The sequence below is a fragment of the Bacillus sp. AFS002410 genome, from assembly GCF_002556365.1.
In the GTDB taxonomy this organism is placed as follows: Bacteria; Bacillota; Bacilli; order Bacillales; family Bacillaceae_G; genus Gottfriedia.
Genome location: NZ_NUEU01000019.1, coordinates 1 through 18,527 on the forward strand (window position 1 = coordinate 1; position 18,527 = coordinate 18,527).

The window sequence follows — 18,527 nt, forward strand, 5'->3', positions numbered from 1 at the left end:
CCTGATTTTATTTGCGATTCCTCATTTTTATTTGCGATTTCCAGATTTTAATTGCGATCCTTCATTTTTATTTGCGCTTCAACTCTTAATTGCAGTTACACTTCTTTTATTTGCACCATTACGTTGATTCGACGATACGCCCCTCCTTCATTTCCACTGATTCAATATTTCCATCTATTTAACTCCAAATAAAAACAAAAAAAGCCCAGGACCATTTAATCCTAAGCTTTTCAATATTTTACTTTGTTGATTGGCGAATTTGAAGATGATGAGGAAGGATAACTGTATTGTCTTCCACCGTCTCTTTATTCATGTACTTCGTCAATAATCTCATTGCAACTGCACCAATATCATACATTGGTTGTGCAACAGATGATAGTTTCGGTCGAACCATTAGTGCAAGTCTTGTGTTATCAAAACCGATCACCTCTAGGTTATTTGGTACTAGAATACCGTGGTCTTGAGCACTGTGGATTACACCAATTGCCATTTCATCAGATGCGACGAAAATTGCACTCGGAATTATGTTACGTTCATGGAATGATTCAAATGCTTCACTTCCAGATTCATATGAGTTATCACCATATGTAACTAAATCCTCATCGAATTCAATTCCATTTTCTTGTAAGGCACGTTTGTATCCTTCTAACTTACTTTGTCCGATAATATTTGTTTCTGTTGGACCGTTTACGAATGCTACTTTTTGATGACCTTTTTTAATTAAGTAATCTACTGCATCAAAAGCACCTTGTGCATAGTCAATATTTACTGATGGAATTTTATTCGTTTCATCAAATGTAGTTGCTAATACGATTGGAACGCCAGCTTTTTCGTACTCTTCATTATGAATATCGGTAATTGTACCACCAATAAATAAAATTCCGTCAACTTGCTTTGCTAGCATATTATTGATTAATGTAATTTCTTTTTCTATATTCTCATCTGAATTACTTAAAATAATATTGTATTTGTACATTGTTGCGATATCTTCAATACCTCGAGCAAGTTCTGCATAAAACGTATTTGAAATATCCGGAATAATTACTCCTACTGTTGTTGTTTTTTTACTTGCTAGCCCTCTTGCTACAGCATTTGGTCTATATCCTAAACGACTGATCGCTTCATTTACTTTTTTGCGTGTTGTAGGCTTAACATTTGGATTGCCATTAACTACTCGTGAAACTGTAGCCATGGAAACGTTTGCCTCACGTGCCACGTCATAAATGGTAACCGTCATTTTCATCACTCCTCTATTTTATTCTATCTATTATGTAGTTTGTTTTTATTTAAGTAAAATAGTCATAAAACGTAATATTCCACAAAAATAGTGCTTCTTTCTATCTTATAGTGAAACGAATATTCGTTCAATAGACCTATTAGTAAAAAATGTAAATTATTCGTAGTTTATCACTATATACTGCTAATTTAAAACAAACGTTCACAAATTATTCAAAAAGCGCCGACTGATTTTGTTCAGCCAGCGCTTTTATGATGATTATCGATTTATGAATGAATTAACTTCAGACATAAATTGGTCAAATTGATCAAAATTCATTTGCTGTGAAGAGTCACTTAAAGCAGTAGCAGGATCAGGATGAACCTCTGCCATAATACCATCAGCACCAATCGCTAGTCCCGCTTTCGCTGCAGGTATTAGTAGGTCTCTTCTTCCAGTTGAATGAGTTACATCCACTAATACTGGTAGATGAGTTTCTTGTTTTAAAATTGGAACAGCTGTTATATCTAATGTATTTCTAGTAGCTTTTTCATAAGTTCTTATGCCACGTTCGCATAGAATTATTTCTTGATTGCCTTCTGACATTATATATTCAGCCGCATAAATGAATTCTTCTATTGTCGCTGATAAACCTCTTTTTAATAAAATTGGTTTATTTACAGAACCTGCTGCTTTTAATAGTTCAAAGTTCTGCATATTTCTTGCGCCGATTTGAATGATATCAACATAATCTAATGCCATTTCAATATGCTCTGGGCTTACTATTTCACTAATAATTGCCAAACCATGGTTTTGGCCAACCTCTTTTAAAATCTTCAAGCCCTCTTCTCCGAGTCCTTGGAAATCATAAGGTGAAGTTCGCGGTTTGAATGCTCCACCGCGCATAATTTTTATTCCTTGCTCTTTTAACACTTTAGCAACAGAATCAACTTGTTCATAGCTTTCAACTGCGCATGGACCTGCAATAATAATTGGGCTTCCATCACCAATATTGACACCATTTACATTTACAATAGTGTTTTCAGATTTTCTTTTTCTTGAAACAAGTAGTACTTTTTTGTCATCTTCTTCTTGAAGCTCCAAACTACTTTTAAAAATTTCTTTAAATATGTGTTGGAGTGTTGCGGTACTAAAAGGACCTTCATTAATTTCTGCTATATGATCAAGCATTTTTCGTTCTCTGACTGGGTCATAACGCTTAACGCCTTGATCTATTTTAGCAACTCCAATTTTTTTAGCGATTTCGCCTCTTCTATTTAATAACTCAAATATTTGATGATTAATCTCGTCGATTTCACTTCTTAATTGTTCTAAATCATTTTTAGTCAATTTAAATCCTCCTTGCAAATACCATTATCTCTTTTGTTATTATGACACTTTATTGAAAGCTAATCAAAACATGAGCATTATTTTAGTAAAATGTTTTTTTAATGAATATTTTGTATCTTAGTTGAAAATACTAGCAATCCAAATAAAAAAGGAAGAGTTATTTACGTAACTCTTCCTAAAAGTATGTTCACATTAATCCTTTGTAATAATAACCCCTTCTATGTTTAGCACTCTATCTAGCCATTCATTGATCAACGAGTTAAATAAATTTTCTTGTTCGATTTGAAGATTATGGCCAGCTTTATCTAAAATCGCAAATGTTGCTCTAGGATAATTTTCTAGTACGCTCAATGCGTCTTTAAATCCAACAACTGAATCTTGTAGCCCTAATAAAAATAAACTAGGAGCATTAAACTTAAACTTATCTATCTCAAAAGAAAAACCGTAATGATTCTTTATTTTAGATAAGAATTCCTGATCAGCAATTGAACACCCACTTGCAATCTCGTTTTTATAACGCTCCCAAGTTTTTTCAACTAAAACAACATTGTTTGAACGAAATTCCTCTACTTCATATTCATTTAATTGCTTTATAAAATTTTTGTCTTCCACTATGATTGCGTGGCTAGGAAGCAACCTTTTTTCAAATTCTGGAATAATCACCGGACAAATAAATGCAGCACCTACTACTTTTTCTGCTCTATTTGCAATAATTCCTCGTGCTAAATAACCCCCGTAAGATTCTCCGGCTAATAAAAAAGATTGACCCGGTATTATTGTGTCAATAAACTCTAATACAATGTTCAGCATATCGTCTGTCGTATTAACGTTTACTCCGCCCTTTGTTTTCCCCATGCCTGGAAGATCAAAGTAAATCCTTTTATAACCATTTCTTTTCTTAAAAATAGGTTCCATACAACCTTGCATTAACCTTAAGTCTGGTGTAAACCCATGAATCATTACTATTGGTTTACCTTCTCCTTTAATTTCATAGTTAATGTCTATATTATTTATAGTACAAAAAGGCATTTTACTTACCTCCAATTTAACTATTCATTTTTGTTTATTTCACTGATTTTAATATTATGAGGTAATATGGCATGAACACCCTTCATATGGTTAACAATTTGAGTAATTCTCAAATCAACACATACGCTAGCTAATGCAACTGCCTCGGTTTTTTCGATTCCATAAAGCTCTTGAATTAACGCGACCATCCCATTTAATGCTGTTACGGTTGCTTTATTTAAATCTTCATCAAATCCAAATGTAATCCACCCTGCTGGAGTATTAGCGCGTGGCATCGTAATGTCCAAATCTTCTCTAACTGTAAGGGTAAGATTTACTTTTTCAAAAGGTGCTTCGATCGCCTGACCTGATACTTCTCCATCACCCTGTGCAGCGTGACCATCACCTGCGGAAAAAAGTGCACCTTCTACAGCGATTGGTAAGTAAAGTATACTTCCTTCTACCAACTCCTTGCAGTCAATATTTCCACCACAATACCTCGGTGGAATTGTTGAATGAACTCCAGTTTCAGAAGGTGCAGTGCCAAGAACACCTAAAAATGGAACTAAAGGCACTGAAACTTCTAGGTCTTTAATTTTTGTCTTTGCTATATTGTTTTCATTATTAATTAACCAATTAAGTGTTACTTCGGGATCTCCAGAGATACCTAATGCATCGTTTTGCCAATTTCCTTTTCCACCAGCACAATTCCATCCGTACCAATCAGCTTTTAATTCATTTATTCTAATTTCAAGTGTCATCCCTGGCTTTGCACCTTCTACATAAAAAGGCCCAATCATAGGGTGACCCCAGTCTTTCTCATTCTCCCTTGACTCGAATCTTACTCTTTCACCATTTTGATTCGTAAAACCCCATCCGATATCAATAGTGTCAAACTCGATTGAATCACCAGAACGAATGATTTGTATAGCCTCATACTCGTTACTATAAGAAGCATGCAAAAGCTGATTAGATGTTTTAAATTTATATGTTTCTGGCATCAATATTCCTTCTTTCAACTTTCTAATTAAATATGTAAAAATAATTTAACTATAACTATTTCTGCAAATAACTTAATTTCCCTTGTTTTGAATTACCTTTCTCTTTTCAATCTCATCTTTGGAATTCGTATAATCCGCTCCCCCAATTTGAATTACACATCCTTTTCATTGTATTGTATAGTTGAGATTTCCAATTTTAGGAATATCCAATTTATTATACTGGAGGAATAAAAATGGCAATTACTTTTAAACAAATGGTTACAGAAGCACGTGAGAATGTACAAGGAATTAGTTCAGCTGATGCTCGTGAAAAAATTAATTCGAATCCAGAGACATTTGTCATTGATGTACAAGATGCTACCGATGCAGGTGCATGTGGTTTAATTCCAAGTAGCATGAATATCTCACTTGGTATGTTACCAATCCGTGCAGACCTAGAGTTACCAGAACACTTACGCGAACCTAAATTAGCAGATCGAAATCGCCCAGTTCTTGTAACATGTGGTGCAGGAGGTCAAGCAGCATTAGGGGCATATTTACTTAAAAAAATGGGTTTCACTGATGTAGCTTATATCGATGGCGGAACTGCAGCGTGGAAAGCTGCTGGTTTTGATGTAGAGTAATTTCAAGTTATCCAATCGGTAAAAGTACTTGAGAATTTGTCTATACTACATAGTAAGAAAGATTTATAATCTCTAGTTCTATTTATAAATAAAAACTGCACCTTAAATTAAAATTTAAGGTGCAGTTTTTTGTTATTTTTTTAATAATGCTTTTTCAATTTCATCCTTCTTAATCGAAAAATGAGATGTATTGTAAACTACATTTCCATTTTCAAAAATAAATAATTGAGGTGACTCATGTTTTAAAGCAGTCTTCTCAGCTATATAATTTGATAGCTCTCTGTCATCTTGAACTTGTAAATAGTATAGCGGTACACTTTCATACGCTGAAGCAAATGCTAAAAATTCAGTATAAGCTGCATGACTAATCGGGCAAGTTGTACTATGCTTTAAAAACACAAATTTTTCTTCGTTGTTCACTAGCTCATCAAATTGTTGAATCGTTGATATTCGATTTACCATTTTTCTTTTTTCCCTCACGCTTCGTTTTATACTTTTCCCATAAATCCAATGCTGTTGTTCCCCAGTTCATAACTTGGGACATTTTTTCTGTACTAACTTTTACAGTATTTGATACATTATTAGCAGTATCTCGTACTCTTTCGTTCATTTCTGAAATTGTAACTCCAACTTCTTCAACTGACTTAGCTAATACATCAAGGGATTTTGCACGTTCACGCATATCTTTCGTAAGTTCATTAGAATTATTCACAAAAATTTTCGCTTCATTTGCTAAATGATTTGAAGTATGTACTAATTGAACGGCTTCTACACATACATTATGTAAATCTTTTTGTGTCTCAGAAATAGTTGATTCTACTCCTCTAAACACTTTTTCAAGTCGGAATAAAGTACGACTAATAAAAACAACTAAGATCACAAATGCAATCGCTGCAATTAATGCACTAACTGAAATTATACTCATTCGAAAAACCCCTTTCCATCATGGACTTCCATAAATTTCATCACTTATTTCGTATTATACTACAAATTTTACCAAACACTAAACTAGTCGTTAAACAAGTTTTCAAATTCTTTTGTAAAAAAAGAATACTATAGTAAACAAAACTGACTAAATAGTTTACAATAGGTATATAGTTATAATTATTGGAGGGAATTTTCAATGAAAGATCCACGTATTTCAAAATTAGCTAAAAATTTAATCAATTACTCAGTAAAATTACAACCAGGAGAAAAAATCTTAATTGAAAACTTTAAGCTTGAAACTGAATTAGTTACAGCTTTAGTTAAAGAAGCATATGCTGCTGGCGGCTTTCCTTTCGTATCAATTAAAGATCATAAAGTAGATCGCGCATTATTAATGGGTGCTACTGAAGAACACTTTAATAAAGTAGCAGAATACGAAGCAAATGTAATGAAGGATATGGATGCTTATATCGGATTACGTTCAGGTGTTAATATTAACGAACTTTCTGATGTGCCTAGTGAAAAAACTAAAATCCATGGTAAAACTGTAGGTCAAAAAGTACATAGAGAAATTCGAGTTCCAAAAACGAAATGGGTAGTATTACGTTTCCCAACTGATTCAATGGCTCAATCAGCAAAAATGAGTACTGAAGCATTTGAAGATTTCTATTTCAACGTATGTAATTTAGATTACGGTAAAATGGACAAAGCAATGGATGCTTTAGTTGATTTAATGAACCGTACTGATAAAGTACAACTTAAAGGTCCTGGAACTGACCTTACATTCTCAATTAAAGATATCCCAGCCATTAAATGTGCTGGTGAAATGAATATTCCTGATGGTGAAGTATTTACAGCACCAGTTCGTGATTCAGTAAATGGTACACTTTCTTATAACACGCCATCTCCTCAAAATGGTTTTACATTTGAAAATGTTCAACTTAAATTCAAAGATGGTAAAATTGTTGAAGCAACTGCTAATGATACTGAGCGTATCAACAAAATCTTTGATACAGACGAAGGTGCACGCTTTATCGGTGAATTCGCAATTGGTGTAAACCCTTACATCTTACACCCAATGGGAGACATTTTATTCGATGAAAAAATCGATGGAAGCTTCCACTTTACGCCAGGTCAAGCTTATGATGAAGCATACAATGGCAACAACTCAAATATCCACTGGGATATGGTTTGTATCCAACGTCCTGAATACGGCGGAGGAGAAATCTATTTCGACGACGTATTAATCCGTAAAGACGGTCTATTCGTAATCGATGAATTACAAGGATTAAACCCTGAAAATTTAAAATAAGAATTAGTGGCAATCTTAAAAGCCTCTTAATATGCAGAAAATCCACAAGGTTATTTACTTCCCTTGTGGATTTTTTGTATTTTTACTTGAATCAAATTCCTTCTAACTTATCGAAACATACACTAGACGAATACGCTTAGTAATAAAGTAAAGCCTAATCCGCAGACCGATATGATTGTTTCTAATAATGTCCACGTTGCGAACGTTTCTTTCATACTTAATCCGAAATATTCTTTAAACATCCAGAAACCTGCATCGTTAACATGTGATGCAATTAAGCTACCTGCTCCTGTAGCAAGTACAACTAATGCAAGATTTACATCAGTTGTACCTAGCATTGGAATCACTAATCCAGAAGTAGTTAATGCCGCAACAGTTGCCGATCCTAATGATATTCGTAAAATTGCTGCAATAAGCCAAGCTAGGATAATTGGTGACAAAGATGTTCCTTTGAATAATTCAGCTACATAGTCACCTACGCCACCACTAATTAGAACTTGTTTGAAGGCACCGCCGCCTCCAATAATTAAAAGCATCATACCAATATGTGAAATTGCTGTAGAACAAGAATCCATCACTTCTTTAATTGGTATTTTCCTTGCTAATCCCATTGTATAAATTGCCACTAATAATGAAATCACCATTGCAGGAGATGCATTACCAATAAAGCGAATAATTGCTAGTGCTTTATTATCTTCAAATCCAATTGTTTTTTGAAGTAAAGTAATAATTGTAGCAATTGACATTAAAATTACTGGAAGCATTGCAGTAAATACACTAATTCCAAATCCTGGAGTTTCTTCAAGTTTAAAGACTTTTTGTTCACCTAAAGAAGCAATATTCCCAGTTTTCTCAAATGATGCTGGAACCAATTTTTTAGCAATCTTTGTGAATAAAGGACCAGCGATAAAAACAGTTGGAATGGAAATGATTATTCCGTAAAGTAATACTTCACCAATATTTGCTTTATATTCGCCAGCAATTACAGTCGGACCCGGGTGTGGCGGTAAAAAACCGTGCGTAACTGATAGAGCTGCAGCCATCGGTATTCCAAGATACAATATAGAAACTTTTAATTGTTTTGAAATTGCAAATACGATCGGAATTAATAGTACTAACCCTACTTCGAAAAATAAAGCGATACCAATTATGAATGAAGCAGCAACTACTGCCCACTGAATATTTTTTTCTCCAAATTTATCTACAAGAGTCATTGCAATACGTTGGGCTCCCCCAGAATCTGCAATCAACTTACCAAGCATCGCTCCTAGTCCGAAGATTAATGCTAAATGTCCAAGTGTTCCACCTAATCCAGTTTCAATTGTCGTAACAACATCATCTAACTTCATCCCAAGGGCTAGAGCTACGCCAAATGAAACAATGATTAATGAAACAAATGTATTTAATCTTAAACCCATGATTAAGATCAGTAATGCTACAATTCCTATCCCTACTATAACTAGTGGCATTGTTATTCCCCCAATTAGTCTAATTTTTTTTATTAATTAATCCTCTTTGATAATTAGCAATTTTGCTATAATCTTTTTCTAATACTCTCGATAAGCTAATGAAAATTGGCAATAACTCTCTATATTCTTTTACTGCATCTTCATTAGGTGTGTGTCTGTGGGTATTACCAACCATCTCAGAAACGATTTCAAATGATTCGATTTTGCCAGTTGCATATAGACCTAAAATACAAGCTCCTAGACATGAACTTTCATAGCTTTCTGGTACAAGTACTTCTAAGTCAAAAATATCGGACATCATTTGACGCCATTCATTGGACCTTGCGAATCCACCAGTTGCTTGGATTCGTGACACTGGTCCATCCATACATTCAATTAAAGCTAAAAATACTGTGTATAAATTGTATATAACACCTTCAAGTGCCGCTCGAATCATGTGTTCCTTCTTATGTGCCATCGTTAATCCGAAAAATGAGCCTCGAACGTCAGGATTCCATAATGGTGCACGTTCACCCGCTAAGTATGGATGAAATAACAAACCATCTGCTCCTGGCCTTACACCTTCAGCAATCTTTGTTAATACTTCATATGGATCAATGCCTAGTCTTTTCGCTGTTTCAACCTCTGAAGCCGCAAACTCATCACGAATCCAGCGTAAAACCATTCCACCATTGTTAACTGGTCCACCAATTACCCAATGTTTTTCCGTTAATGCGTAGCAAAATATTCGACCTTTTTCATCAGTTTGTGGACGATCAATAATCGTTCGAATCGCCCCACTTGTCCCAATTGTGACTGCAATTTCTCCTTTTCGAATCGCATTCACACCAAGATTCGAAAGAACTCCATCACTTGCCCCAATGACAAATGGAGTTTGTGGATCAATCCCCATTTGTTTAGCTAGATTAGGATTACAGTTTGTAAAGATCTCTGTAGTAGGTACTAGTCTAGATAATTGGTCAGGTGTGATTCCTGCGATTTGTAACGCTTCATTATCCCAATCCAGCGTTTTAAGATTCATCATTCCCATAGCTGAGGCAAGAGAATGATCTACAACATATTGGTCAAAGAATTTTTTAAATATATATTCTTTAATCCCAATATATTTTTTCGCTTTGTTAGCGATCTCTGGTCGATCATTTACAATCCACGTAATCTTGCTTAAAGGGGACATCGGGTGAATTGGAGTACCTGTTCGTTTATAAACTTCTAAACCATTTAATTCTTCATTAATTTTCCGTGTCCAAGACTCACTTCGATTATCAGCCCATGTAATACAAGCCGTTAATGGTTGATCATTTTCATCCATAGCAATTAAGCTATGCATTGCACTACTAAAAGAAATAAATAAAATCTCTTTTTGAGGCTGTTGCTTCACTATTCTTGTAATCCCCTGCACCACAGCCGCAAAAATTTCTTCCGGGTCTTGTTCTGCTGTTGAAATATCAGGTGTGTAGAGTGGGTATCCTATATTCTCTTGCTGTATAACTTCGCCAGTTTCACTAAATAAAACGGCTTTTGTGCTTGTGGTACCAATATCTAAACCTAACATATAGCTTGTCATTATTCTTGTACTCCTTTTGAAAGCATTTCTTGAGATTTCCATAAATCCTCTACTTTTCCTTGAACATCATCAAAGTTTTGATGTAAGGATTGAATCATAAGCTCTCTATTCTTTGTATCAATCGCATCGATATATAGCTGATGATTTTCAACGATTCGTGGAAAGTCTTCGTACTGTTCCTTGAAACGTACTCTCATCGATAATAGAATAAACGCTTCCATTACCGGTTTTGCATTATTCCAAATCATCATGATATATGAATGATTAATTGCTCGAATGATTGTTTCATGGAATATTACATCTTGAAGTGAAAACTCATCAGCATCTTGAAATTTAATGGCGATTTTCATCATTTCAAGAATTTTCCTCAGTTCCTTAACCAATTCTTTCGTATCTATTTTTACTAACCGTTCAAATACAAATGTTTCAATAAGTAAACGGACATCATAAATTTCTTCTATTTCTTTTTCAGTTAATCCAACAACAACTGCACCCATTCTCTCTAATCGAATCAAGTTTTCTGTTGCTAGTGTTTTTAAAGCTTCTCTAATTGGAGAACGGCTCACATTAAAATCAGCAGCCAATTTATTTTCCGATAACTTGGTACCGCTTTCAATCAGTCCAGAAATTATCTGCATTCTTAATTCATACGTTACACGATCACCAGCTGAAGCTTTTGATAGCCATTTTGTAGGATATAAACTTTGCTCTAAATCTTTCATTTTTTACCCTCATTCCATACTAGTGTACTTGTATACAAGTATTATATTTTTTTTGAAATAAAAATGCAAGCGCTTTATATTATCTTGAATCTTGTTAAGACTATTTTTACCAAACTTTGGTAAAAGCTGAATAGATGCTATTGGAAAAGCAAACTGCTTTAAAAGGTCACTTGCACTAATTTTTATCTTATCCAAAATAGGAATTTTGTTATGTGAAACGAAAAAAAGCAACTCCCTATATTCAGTGAGTTGCCAAAAATAAGTTGTACCTTTTATTTCCATTACATCCTTTGTAATAAAGGTACGCCCGCTGTTTTTCTAATCTGATAAAAAGAAAAAAAAGATAATAAGGACATTAACCTTACTATCTTTTCATTGAAACATTATGCGGCTTTTTTGCCGTTAGTCAATCTCTCAATTAACATACTAACAGATAAATCGCCTGTTGCATTTAACATAGTTGCAGGTGGATCAATTAGCGCACTAATTGCGGCAAGAATTGGTAAAGATTCGATTGGCAATCCAAATAATGAAAGAATTAACATTTCTCCAATCATTCCACCATTCGGGATTGCTCCCATTACCATACCAACTAATAATGCAATACCGATCGTTACAAGATAAATATTTAAGCCTGAAAAATTCATGCCAAATACGCCAAAGGCAAAGGCAATTTTTACTACGCCACCCATAACTGAGCCATCTTTGTGAAGTGCACTAGCTATAGGAATGACAGCTTCACTTACATTTTTAGATACACCCATTTTTTCAGCATTTTCAAAATTTGTTGGAATCGTTGCTGCACTACTACAAGTTCCTAGCGACGTAAATGTTGATGGCCATACATTTTTCCAATAAATTTTAAATCCCTTACTACCACCGGCCATATAAGCAACAATACTATAAAAAATAAAAAAGAATAGAATAGCAGTTACATAATATAAAATAAACACTCTCTTATATGAACCTAGTAATTGCTCGCCATATGTTGGAACAAGATATGCAAAATATGCCCCAAGTCCTAAAGGTGCAAGATACATAATGTAGTTAACCATATTCATGATCACTGTATTACCGCTTGATAATAATTTCTTTACAATATCAGCTTTATCGCCAGCTTTATTTGTAGCTAGTCCAACTAATACAGCAAAAACAATAATTGCTAACATATTACTTCTTGAAAATAAACCAGAGAAATCATTAACTGTAAATGTATTTACAATTTGCTCTGCTACTGATACTTTATCAGCTGCATCTGGCTTAACTAATGGAATATGAACACCATGTGCAGGTGGATAAATTTTCAGTACAACAAGCATTATGATCGCAGCAACAATACCAGTAAATAAAAATACCCCTGACATATTACGAATAATCTTACCGAATCTTTCTCCTCCACCATTTGCAAAACTTGATGCAACTGAGAAAAATACAAGCGGTACAACGACTACGAATAGTAAGTTTAAAAAGAAATCGCCTATTGGTTTAAGGGCAACTCCTGCGCTTGGAACTTTATAACCGATGACTGAACCAATGATGATACAACTTAGTAAAATCAAAGGGAAAGCGTAATTTCTAAATGAAAATCTCATAACTTCCTCCTAAAATAATTGCTATAGCCTAGTATACCGAAAAATTGATAGTTTGTACTCCAAAATTTTAATAAATCCTACAAATTACTACATAAACATACAAAAAAGAACACTTAGTATGATTCTACAAGTGTTCTTTTTTATAGGGTTTAGGAATTTTAGCTTATTATTCTAAACGAAAAGCTATACAAAATTCACATCCATGTGTAATTAAGTAATTGCCCCCTAATCATGCCCTTATTATCTTAAAACTTCATCAAAAGCAGCAGAAACTTTTTCAAACTCTTCTTCTGTTTCAATGTCATAAAACTCTCCGTCTTCTGCCACTCTTAAAAAGTAAACGTCCATTGCCTCTTCACTTTCTTGTTCAACATCATCTAATAATCCTACAGCTATGTATTCTGATTCCTCAATCGTAATTGAACCTAATACTTCGTAATCTTGCTCGTCTCCTTCTTCATAACTAAGTGTTAGAATTTGACCAACTTCAACTTTTTCCATAATATCTTTACCTCTCTTATTTCAAATTCATTTTACATAAAGTAAATCTTTATGTGTCATAAGTGTATCAGAATGACGCAAAACGTGAAACTTTAAATACACTTAAAGCTTTTCTAAATCCTCACACTTTTAAACCAAGTAATTTTCTTTTACATCATTTCATTGAAAAAAACAAAAAAATTTAAGAATATTTTTACCAAAACAGTAATATGATTTAGAACAAGCTAATGTGATGTTTCTTTAAATTTTATTAAGTTGGACAAGCTCTATGTCTTCAAATAATAGATATTTTCTATATTTAGGGAGGATAACTGAATGTCAAAATTAATAATGATTCAAGAACAAAAAACAACTAAAAAAAATAATGTGAAATTGAAGTCATTCTTTCAACGTTTTACGAAAAAAAAATTAATTGATGAAACACCTTCCCAACTTTTACATAATGAATTACGAAGCTTACAAAGACTATTAGAACTGAAAGAAACCAATTTTATTTATGCCGAAACCGAATACATTGATGTCGCGATTATGGAATTAGAAGCTATTCGTACAAAATATAGCATTACTGTTAGACAATTAAAGGAATTAAATGCGACGAATGTAATATAAAAAAAGGCCGTCCTACTAGTCAGCATAACTGACAAATAGGCGGCTTTTTTCAGATCAAGAAGTGATTTTAGATGTATGGATAAGTGTCATCAATTTAAATTAGGGGTATATTTCAATTCATGTTGAGTTTACGATCACCATTTATAGAGATTTAGTAGTTAGCTTCACTTTTTTAGTCGGTATAGAAAGAAATAGAGGAAACTTATTAAATTCCCATATTTGTGTAGCTATTTTTGAATAATTATTACGGATAAATCCCCTAACCGGTATAGGGATTATCCCATCTAATTTCGTATTCTAGGTAATTTAATTGCAGTTTTACTAATTTTATTTGCAGTTCGGTCATTATTTGCAGTTGCTGACTGCTTAATTGCACTCCAACATTTTTATAAACGTTTCTTCTTTCAATTACACCTATAAATATAAAAATGAGGATGCCCAAAATTGGGACATCCTCATTTTTAACCTTTTATCAAGAACTAGCCTCATACTTAGTTTCATATGTCTTAACTTTTTTAAATAAATTGGTGAAGATCGTTAGACATGGTAATAGCCATAAAAAGATTGCATATGGTAAATACTGATGTAATTTCATATTAATGACAGTACCGCTCATGATCGCAAGAACATTCCAAGGAATCATCGCTGGAAATAATAGAGTCGTGTCTGCCATTAGCCGTGCCAATTCTTCTTTATTATATTTATTTGACCAGTGGCCTAAAAAAGATCGACCCGTTAAAATAATTGGCATCGTTTGGTTTCCTGCAATGACACATATGACGGCTGTTGCGCCAATCGTTTTCAGTGAATCAGATATCATTGAAGTTGAGGTTTGAAGCCATTTATCTAGCATCGGCTGAATAATATTGAGTTCCTCCAATAAAGCATTATAAACTCCTGCTATAGCAATAAATAGTAATAAACTATACATATGACTTAGTCCTCCACCAAGCCCTTCGATCCCTTGCCAAAAAGAATTTACAATTTTACTAAACGAAATTCCATTAAATAATGCTATTAAACTACCTGATAAAATACTAATCACGTAAGAATAAATAATATTAATTCTAAATAAAACGAGTACAACTAATAATATTGGTGGTATAAATTGTATGAACGATACATTCTTATTGCTCACGATTGCATGATGAGCTTCTGTAATGCCTTTAGCAAATTGTAAATCCATTATGCTAAAAAATAAGATTGTTACAATCACGGCAGTAATTGATGTAAAGAGCATAGCTTTACCTTGTTTTTTTACAGTCGTTTCAAGAATATTTGCTAAAAGTTGATGTGCACTTGAAAATGGTGAAGTTCGATCACCTACAAATGCCCCTGAAATAACCGCCCCTGCTGAAATCTCAACTGGTATATGTAGTAATACCGCACTACTAATAAGTGGCACGCCTAAAGCACTTAATGTTCCAATCGATGATCCTAAAATCATTGAAAAAATCATCGTCGTTAGAAAACAAAACACAAAAAAATGATGTGGATTAATTGCTTGCAATGTAATAGAAACCATTGAAGTAATCGTACCTGATAAATACCAAGAAGGAAGCAAAAAACTAATTAAGAATAAAATAAAAAGTACTATTTTAACTTTACCGACTCCTTGATAGCTTAACCTCATTATACGTCTAACTTTATATCCCCTTTTTAAACTTAAAACGAGTAAATAAATTAGCCCAGGTAATATTCCAAATACTAGGGAAATATGTAATACAACGGAACTAATAATTCCAGCTAAAGTTACTAATATTAAAAAACTTGCCTGTTTAACCGAATATTGATCCATTCTTATCCTTCTTTCAAATAAATTTAATACGTATTGTTTACATGTGATTTATTAATTATATAAGCATTCGAATAATAATACACCAAAAAGCACTACTTCATTTTTAAAAGTAATGCTTCAAAACTTATAAACTATTTAACTAAAATGAATATCCGTTCCATAGTGAACTAATTTTAATTTTCTTGCGACTGCTTGTGATGCGTAATTATCCCACGATGTACTATATAATGCTATTCGTCCCTGACTTTGTATGTCCGCAGCCCATGCTTTTGAAACGATTACCCCATATTCTTTTCCACGAAAATCTTCAAGTGTATATACACTTGCCTCGGAAGCTTCGTCAGTTTGCCTTGCACTGCAGCAAATTGAAACGGCAATATTATTCTCAATAATGGCGTAACAAGGTTCCTTTAATTCTAACTCATCATATGTATAAGGAAAGTTTGGAAGTAAACATTGTTTATTTGAATTGTTAATCTTTACTGCCCTTGGTGATACTTCACTAACTTGTTCAAATACATATGCAGGCCCAATCCATAGATCGTCTATCTGATTGTTTTTACTTAAAATTTGTAGGATATTTACGAAAGGTACACTTGAATTTTCATTTAAGACCTTCTCCAATATACTTAGGTCCTCTTCGTTTAGACAATCTAAATACTTGATCACATTTCCTTCCCTTGTACTTCCTATATAAAATCTTGGTGCTATGTCATATGGTGGTTCATTAATATGTGTTATTTTACCTTTTTCATTGTGTTTAAATAATACTTTACTATGCATTTCCATAAGATGTAGCTCAGATTTCAATAGAATTCCCCCTAATTTATCAATTAGTTACTTTATCGGTTTAACTTTTACGAAAGTACCCTTTGCCGATTTTTCAATCGCTTTTGTATTCATTTTTGCAATTTTAGTAGATAAAAGAGAGGATTGTTGGACAGTTTTCCCGTCTAGCGAAACAGTAAGATCAATTATCCTTTTTTTCCCTTTTCTATGTACGTCATAATCTTGTTCATTCTCTTCAAGCTCAACTTTTGCATTTAAACGATCGATTAACGCTAAAATTTCACGATCATTGCTTTCTTGAATTAACTTTATAAACTGCATATCGTCTAATAATAAGTCATCCAAACTAATAATCGCTTTATTTAAAGCAAGCTTTATAATCTTTGCAAGTGAATCGTAAGAATAGATACTGATTGGACCTAAAAAATAATCGATAGCGAGCTTATAGTAAATTTCTGTAAACCACTCTGCCATTTCAATCGAGTTTACACAGATTTCTCCATTTACAATAATTAAAGAATTTAAAAATGCTTCTATTTCATTTTTAGGTGTTCCGAAATAATGATACATATCTCTTAGTGTGTAATCTATTCGATCTGCACATAGCTTTGGTAGCTCTTTTTCAAGTAATTCCCATCTGTCTATGTCAAAAATCACTTGAATATCAATAGCATGCTTTTGGAGTATTACAGGGATCTCAGAGTTTAAAATGACTTTTTCAAAAATTGTTTCATGATAATTTTCTTCATTTATATCGAAAACAAAATCAATAACATGAGAAAATGCCGTATGGGATACGTCATGTAATAAACCAGCTATTTGTTCCTCTACAGAACCTCCTAGTCTTTTTATTAGCAGCATCACCCCGATTGAATGATCGTACCTAGTACCATTAAAGCGATTATCCAATAAATAAGTAGCGCCAGCTTGATGTATATTCTTTAATCGTTGAATAGGCTTAGTATTTATTAATTCCACAAGTACTTGATCTATTTTGAATTGCCCATAAAGTTCATCATTTAATAACATTCTATTCTCCTTTTCTAGGTTATATTTGAAATTGCATCTCTTTCACGTAAACAGCATCTCCAGTAATTTCTACTTCATAATTCGAATTAACCTTTTTTACTTTTACTTTTACACGTCCGTCTTTCTCGATTTCTGTACCTTGTTCAACGACTAATTCAATTTCATCATTTACACCTTTATTAATATACTTAGCATAATAAGCTCCCATAATGCCAGAGGCAGTTCCTGTAACTGGATCTTCCATTGTTCCTGAAAATCCCGAAGAAAAATGACGAGCATGGAAATCTGCATTTGAATCATATGTTTCTAAACAAAAAGGATGTACAGACGCTTTCGGAATTTCACTTAATATACTAGGAAATAATCGATTATTAGGCTTCATTTTATCAAACGAAGACAATTTTTTAATTGGTAAAAGTAGGTTCCAAGCACCAGTGCTTCCATATAAAACTGGTAAACTTAAATCAATTTCCTCTACACTAATACCGATTGAAGATGCTAACTCATCTAAAGATCCATTAAATTCTTCAAACTCTGGAGCTTTTTGTTGCATCGTAATAGAAAATTCACTATTAGACTGACAAATCGTAATTGGTAAAATTCCAGCTCTTGTTTCAATTGTTAATGCATTTTTAAATTCAATTATTCCTTTTGTAACTAGGGCATATATTACAGCCATTGTTCCGTGCCCACATAAATCCATTTCATGGCCCGGCGTAAAATAACGAATTTTAAAATCAGCAACATTCGATTTTAAGAGAAAAGAAGTTTCATTAAACCCTACTTGTTTTGCAATATCTTGCATTTCGCTCTCCGCCAAAAAATCTCCATCTAAAACAACCCCAGCTGGATTTCCTTTATTAGGTATTTTACTAAAGGCATCATAGTGATATACAGTAATGTTTTTCATTTTTCCACCTCAATTAGTTACTATTATTCATTAATTATATATTTTCTGACATCAATCGAAAAATAGAAAGTCCTTTTAAAGAAATATTAGTTGCATGTATGACCTTC

Annotated in this window: 19 protein-coding genes; 3 read left to right on the forward strand and 16 right to left on the reverse strand. The window is 33.3% G+C overall.

The genetic code is table 11. The features are described from left to right. Positions 1-238 precede the first annotated feature (238 nt). The 4 genes from ccpA to CN692_RS12270 form a co-directional block, all read right to left on the reverse strand. Positions 239-1,237: a catabolite control protein A gene (gene ccpA / locus CN692_RS12255; protein WP_098119449.1), complete on the reverse strand. Its 999-nt coding sequence runs from the start codon at positions 1,235-1,237 to the stop codon at positions 239-241. Between the two features lie 258 nt (positions 1,238-1,495). Beyond that, complete coding sequence (locus tag CN692_RS12260) at positions 1,496-2,566, reverse strand: bifunctional 3-deoxy-7-phosphoheptulonate synthase/chorismate mutase (RefSeq protein ID WP_098119450.1); 1,071 nt, start codon at positions 2,564-2,566, stop codon at positions 1,496-1,498. A gap of 192 nt (positions 2,567-2,758) precedes the next feature. Beyond that, a complete protein-coding gene (locus CN692_RS12265; RefSeq protein ID WP_098119451.1) occupies positions 2,759-3,595 on the reverse strand; it encodes an alpha/beta fold hydrolase in 837 nt (278 codons plus the stop codon). A gap of 20 nt (positions 3,596-3,615) precedes the next feature. Further along, the gene (locus tag CN692_RS12270) at positions 3,616-4,575 is read right to left on the reverse strand and encodes an acetamidase/formamidase family protein (RefSeq protein ID WP_098119452.1); all 960 of its coding nucleotides are present in this window, start codon (positions 4,573-4,575) and stop codon (positions 3,616-3,618) included. Between the two features lie 233 nt (positions 4,576-4,808). Between CN692_RS12270 and CN692_RS12275 the strand changes: the two genes are divergently transcribed. After that, entirely contained in the window at positions 4,809-5,198 is a 390-nt protein-coding gene (locus CN692_RS12275) for a rhodanese-like domain-containing protein (RefSeq protein WP_098119453.1), read from the forward strand. 132 nt (positions 5,199-5,330) lie between these two features. Here the strand turns inward: CN692_RS12275 and ytxJ are convergent, their stop codons facing one another. After that, the gene (gene ytxJ / locus CN692_RS12280; RefSeq protein ID WP_098119454.1) at positions 5,331-5,660 is read right to left on the reverse strand and encodes a bacillithiol system redox-active protein YtxJ; all 330 of its coding nucleotides are present in this window, start codon (positions 5,658-5,660) and stop codon (positions 5,331-5,333) included. After that, on the reverse strand, positions 5,626-6,123 hold the full coding sequence (locus CN692_RS12285; protein WP_098119455.1) for a DUF948 domain-containing protein: 498 nt from the start codon (positions 6,121-6,123) through the stop codon (positions 5,626-5,628). The genes ytxJ and CN692_RS12285 overlap by 35 nt, the downstream gene beginning before the upstream one ends. Before the next feature lie 198 nt (positions 6,124-6,321). Between CN692_RS12285 and CN692_RS12290 the strand changes: the two genes are divergently transcribed. Next, positions 6,322-7,437, forward strand: a complete 1,116-nt coding sequence (locus tag CN692_RS12290; protein WP_098119456.1) for an aminopeptidase — start codon at positions 6,322-6,324, stop codon at positions 7,435-7,437. A gap of 122 nt (positions 7,438-7,559) precedes the next feature. Here the strand turns inward: CN692_RS12290 and CN692_RS12295 are convergent, their stop codons facing one another. The 6 genes from CN692_RS12295 to CN692_RS12320 all read right to left on the reverse strand — a co-directional run bounded on the left by CN692_RS12295 (position 7,560) and on the right by CN692_RS12320 (position 13,285). Then, on the reverse strand, positions 7,560-8,906 hold the full coding sequence (locus tag CN692_RS12295) for a GntP family permease (protein WP_098119457.1): 1,347 nt from the start codon (positions 8,904-8,906) through the stop codon (positions 7,560-7,562). Between the two features lie 19 nt (positions 8,907-8,925). After that, positions 8,926-10,470, reverse strand: coding sequence for a gluconokinase (gntK, locus tag CN692_RS12300; RefSeq protein WP_098119458.1), 1,545 nt, complete (start codon positions 10,468-10,470; stop codon positions 8,926-8,928). After that, positions 10,470-11,192, reverse strand: a complete 723-nt coding sequence (locus CN692_RS12305; protein ID WP_098119459.1) for a GntR family transcriptional regulator — start codon at positions 11,190-11,192, stop codon at positions 10,470-10,472. Before CN692_RS12305 ends, gntK begins: the two co-directional genes overlap by 1 nt. Before the next feature lie 9 nt (positions 11,193-11,201). Continuing rightward, positions 11,202-11,474, reverse strand: coding sequence for a hypothetical protein (locus CN692_RS12310; RefSeq protein WP_098119460.1), 273 nt, complete (start codon positions 11,472-11,474; stop codon positions 11,202-11,204). A gap of 101 nt (positions 11,475-11,575) precedes the next feature. Further along, the gene (locus CN692_RS12315) at positions 11,576-12,784 is read right to left on the reverse strand and encodes a dicarboxylate/amino acid:cation symporter (protein WP_098119461.1); all 1,209 of its coding nucleotides are present in this window, start codon (positions 12,782-12,784) and stop codon (positions 11,576-11,578) included. A 240-nt stretch (positions 12,785-13,024) separates the two neighbouring features. Then, complete coding sequence (locus CN692_RS12320; protein WP_098119462.1) at positions 13,025-13,285, reverse strand: DUF1292 domain-containing protein; 261 nt, start codon at positions 13,283-13,285, stop codon at positions 13,025-13,027. Positions 13,286-13,600: 315 nt separating this feature from the next. On the opposite strand from CN692_RS12320, the gene CN692_RS12325 reads away from it, so the two are divergent. Then, the gene (locus CN692_RS12325; protein WP_098119463.1) at positions 13,601-13,894 is read left to right on the forward strand and encodes a hypothetical protein; all 294 of its coding nucleotides are present in this window, start codon (positions 13,601-13,603) and stop codon (positions 13,892-13,894) included. 472 nt (positions 13,895-14,366) lie between these two features. Here CN692_RS12325 and CN692_RS12335 read toward each other — a convergent pair whose 3' ends face one another. The 4 genes from CN692_RS12335 to CN692_RS12350 all read right to left on the reverse strand — a co-directional run bounded on the left by CN692_RS12335 (position 14,367) and on the right by CN692_RS12350 (position 18,420). Next, positions 14,367-15,692 (reverse strand): Na+/H+ antiporter NhaC family protein, encoded by a 1,326-nt coding sequence (locus tag CN692_RS12335; RefSeq protein ID WP_098119465.1) that lies wholly within the window; start codon positions 15,690-15,692, stop codon positions 14,367-14,369. A 135-nt stretch (positions 15,693-15,827) separates the two neighbouring features. Further along, the gene (locus CN692_RS12340; protein WP_098119466.1) at positions 15,828-16,502 is read right to left on the reverse strand and encodes a GNAT family N-acetyltransferase; all 675 of its coding nucleotides are present in this window, start codon (positions 16,500-16,502) and stop codon (positions 15,828-15,830) included. 27 nt (positions 16,503-16,529) lie between these two features. Further along, positions 16,530-17,510, reverse strand: a complete 981-nt coding sequence (locus CN692_RS12345) for an HD domain-containing protein (protein WP_098119467.1) — start codon at positions 17,508-17,510, stop codon at positions 16,530-16,532. Positions 17,511-17,529: 19 nt separating this feature from the next. Beyond that, positions 17,530-18,420, reverse strand: coding sequence for a PhzF family phenazine biosynthesis protein (locus tag CN692_RS12350; RefSeq protein ID WP_098119468.1), 891 nt, complete (start codon positions 18,418-18,420; stop codon positions 17,530-17,532). Positions 18,421-18,527: the final 107 nt, after the last annotated feature.

Bases quoted from the DNA above. Each gene is read 5' to 3' on its own strand.
- ccpA (WP_098119449.1), bottom strand. From the start codon at position 1,237: ATGACGGTTACCATTTATGACGTGGCACGTGAGGCAAACGTTTCCATG.
- CN692_RS12265 (WP_098119451.1), bottom strand. From the start codon at position 3,595: ATGCCTTTTTGTACTATAAATAATATAGACATTAACTATGAAATTAAA.
- CN692_RS12270 (WP_098119452.1), bottom strand. From the start codon at position 4,575: ATGCCAGAAACATATAAATTTAAAACATCTAATCAGCTTTTGCATGCT.
- CN692_RS12275 (WP_098119453.1), top strand. From the start codon at position 4,809: ATGGCAATTACTTTTAAACAAATGGTTACAGAAGCACGTGAGAATGTA.
- ytxJ (WP_098119454.1), bottom strand. From the start codon at position 5,660: ATGGTAAATCGAATATCAACGATTCAACAATTTGATGAGCTAGTGAAC.
- CN692_RS12285 (WP_098119455.1), bottom strand. From the start codon at position 6,123: ATGAGTATAATTTCAGTTAGTGCATTAATTGCAGCGATTGCATTTGTG.
- CN692_RS12290 (WP_098119456.1), top strand. From the start codon at position 6,322: ATGAAAGATCCACGTATTTCAAAATTAGCTAAAAATTTAATCAATTAC.
- CN692_RS12295 (WP_098119457.1), bottom strand. From the start codon at position 8,906: ATGCCACTAGTTATAGTAGGGATAGGAATTGTAGCATTACTGATCTTA.
- gntK (WP_098119458.1), bottom strand. From the start codon at position 10,470: ATGACAAGCTATATGTTAGGTTTAGATATTGGTACCACAAGCACAAAA.
- CN692_RS12305 (WP_098119459.1), bottom strand. From the start codon at position 11,192: ATGAAAGATTTAGAGCAAAGTTTATATCCTACAAAATGGCTATCAAAA.
- CN692_RS12310 (WP_098119460.1), bottom strand. From the start codon at position 11,474: ATGGAAATAAAAGGTACAACTTATTTTTGGCAACTCACTGAATATAGG.
- CN692_RS12315 (WP_098119461.1), bottom strand. From the start codon at position 12,784: ATGAGATTTTCATTTAGAAATTACGCTTTCCCTTTGATTTTACTAAGT.
- CN692_RS12320 (WP_098119462.1), bottom strand. From the start codon at position 13,285: ATGGAAAAAGTTGAAGTTGGTCAAATTCTAACACTTAGTTATGAAGAA.
- CN692_RS12325 (WP_098119463.1), top strand. From the start codon at position 13,601: ATGTCAAAATTAATAATGATTCAAGAACAAAAAACAACTAAAAAAAAT.
- CN692_RS12335 (WP_098119465.1), bottom strand. From the start codon at position 15,692: ATGGATCAATATTCGGTTAAACAGGCAAGTTTTTTAATATTAGTAACT.
- CN692_RS12345 (WP_098119467.1), bottom strand. From the start codon at position 17,510: ATGTTATTAAATGATGAACTTTATGGGCAATTCAAAATAGATCAAGTA.
- CN692_RS12350 (WP_098119468.1), bottom strand. From the start codon at position 18,420: ATGAAAAACATTACTGTATATCACTATGATGCCTTTAGTAAAATACCT.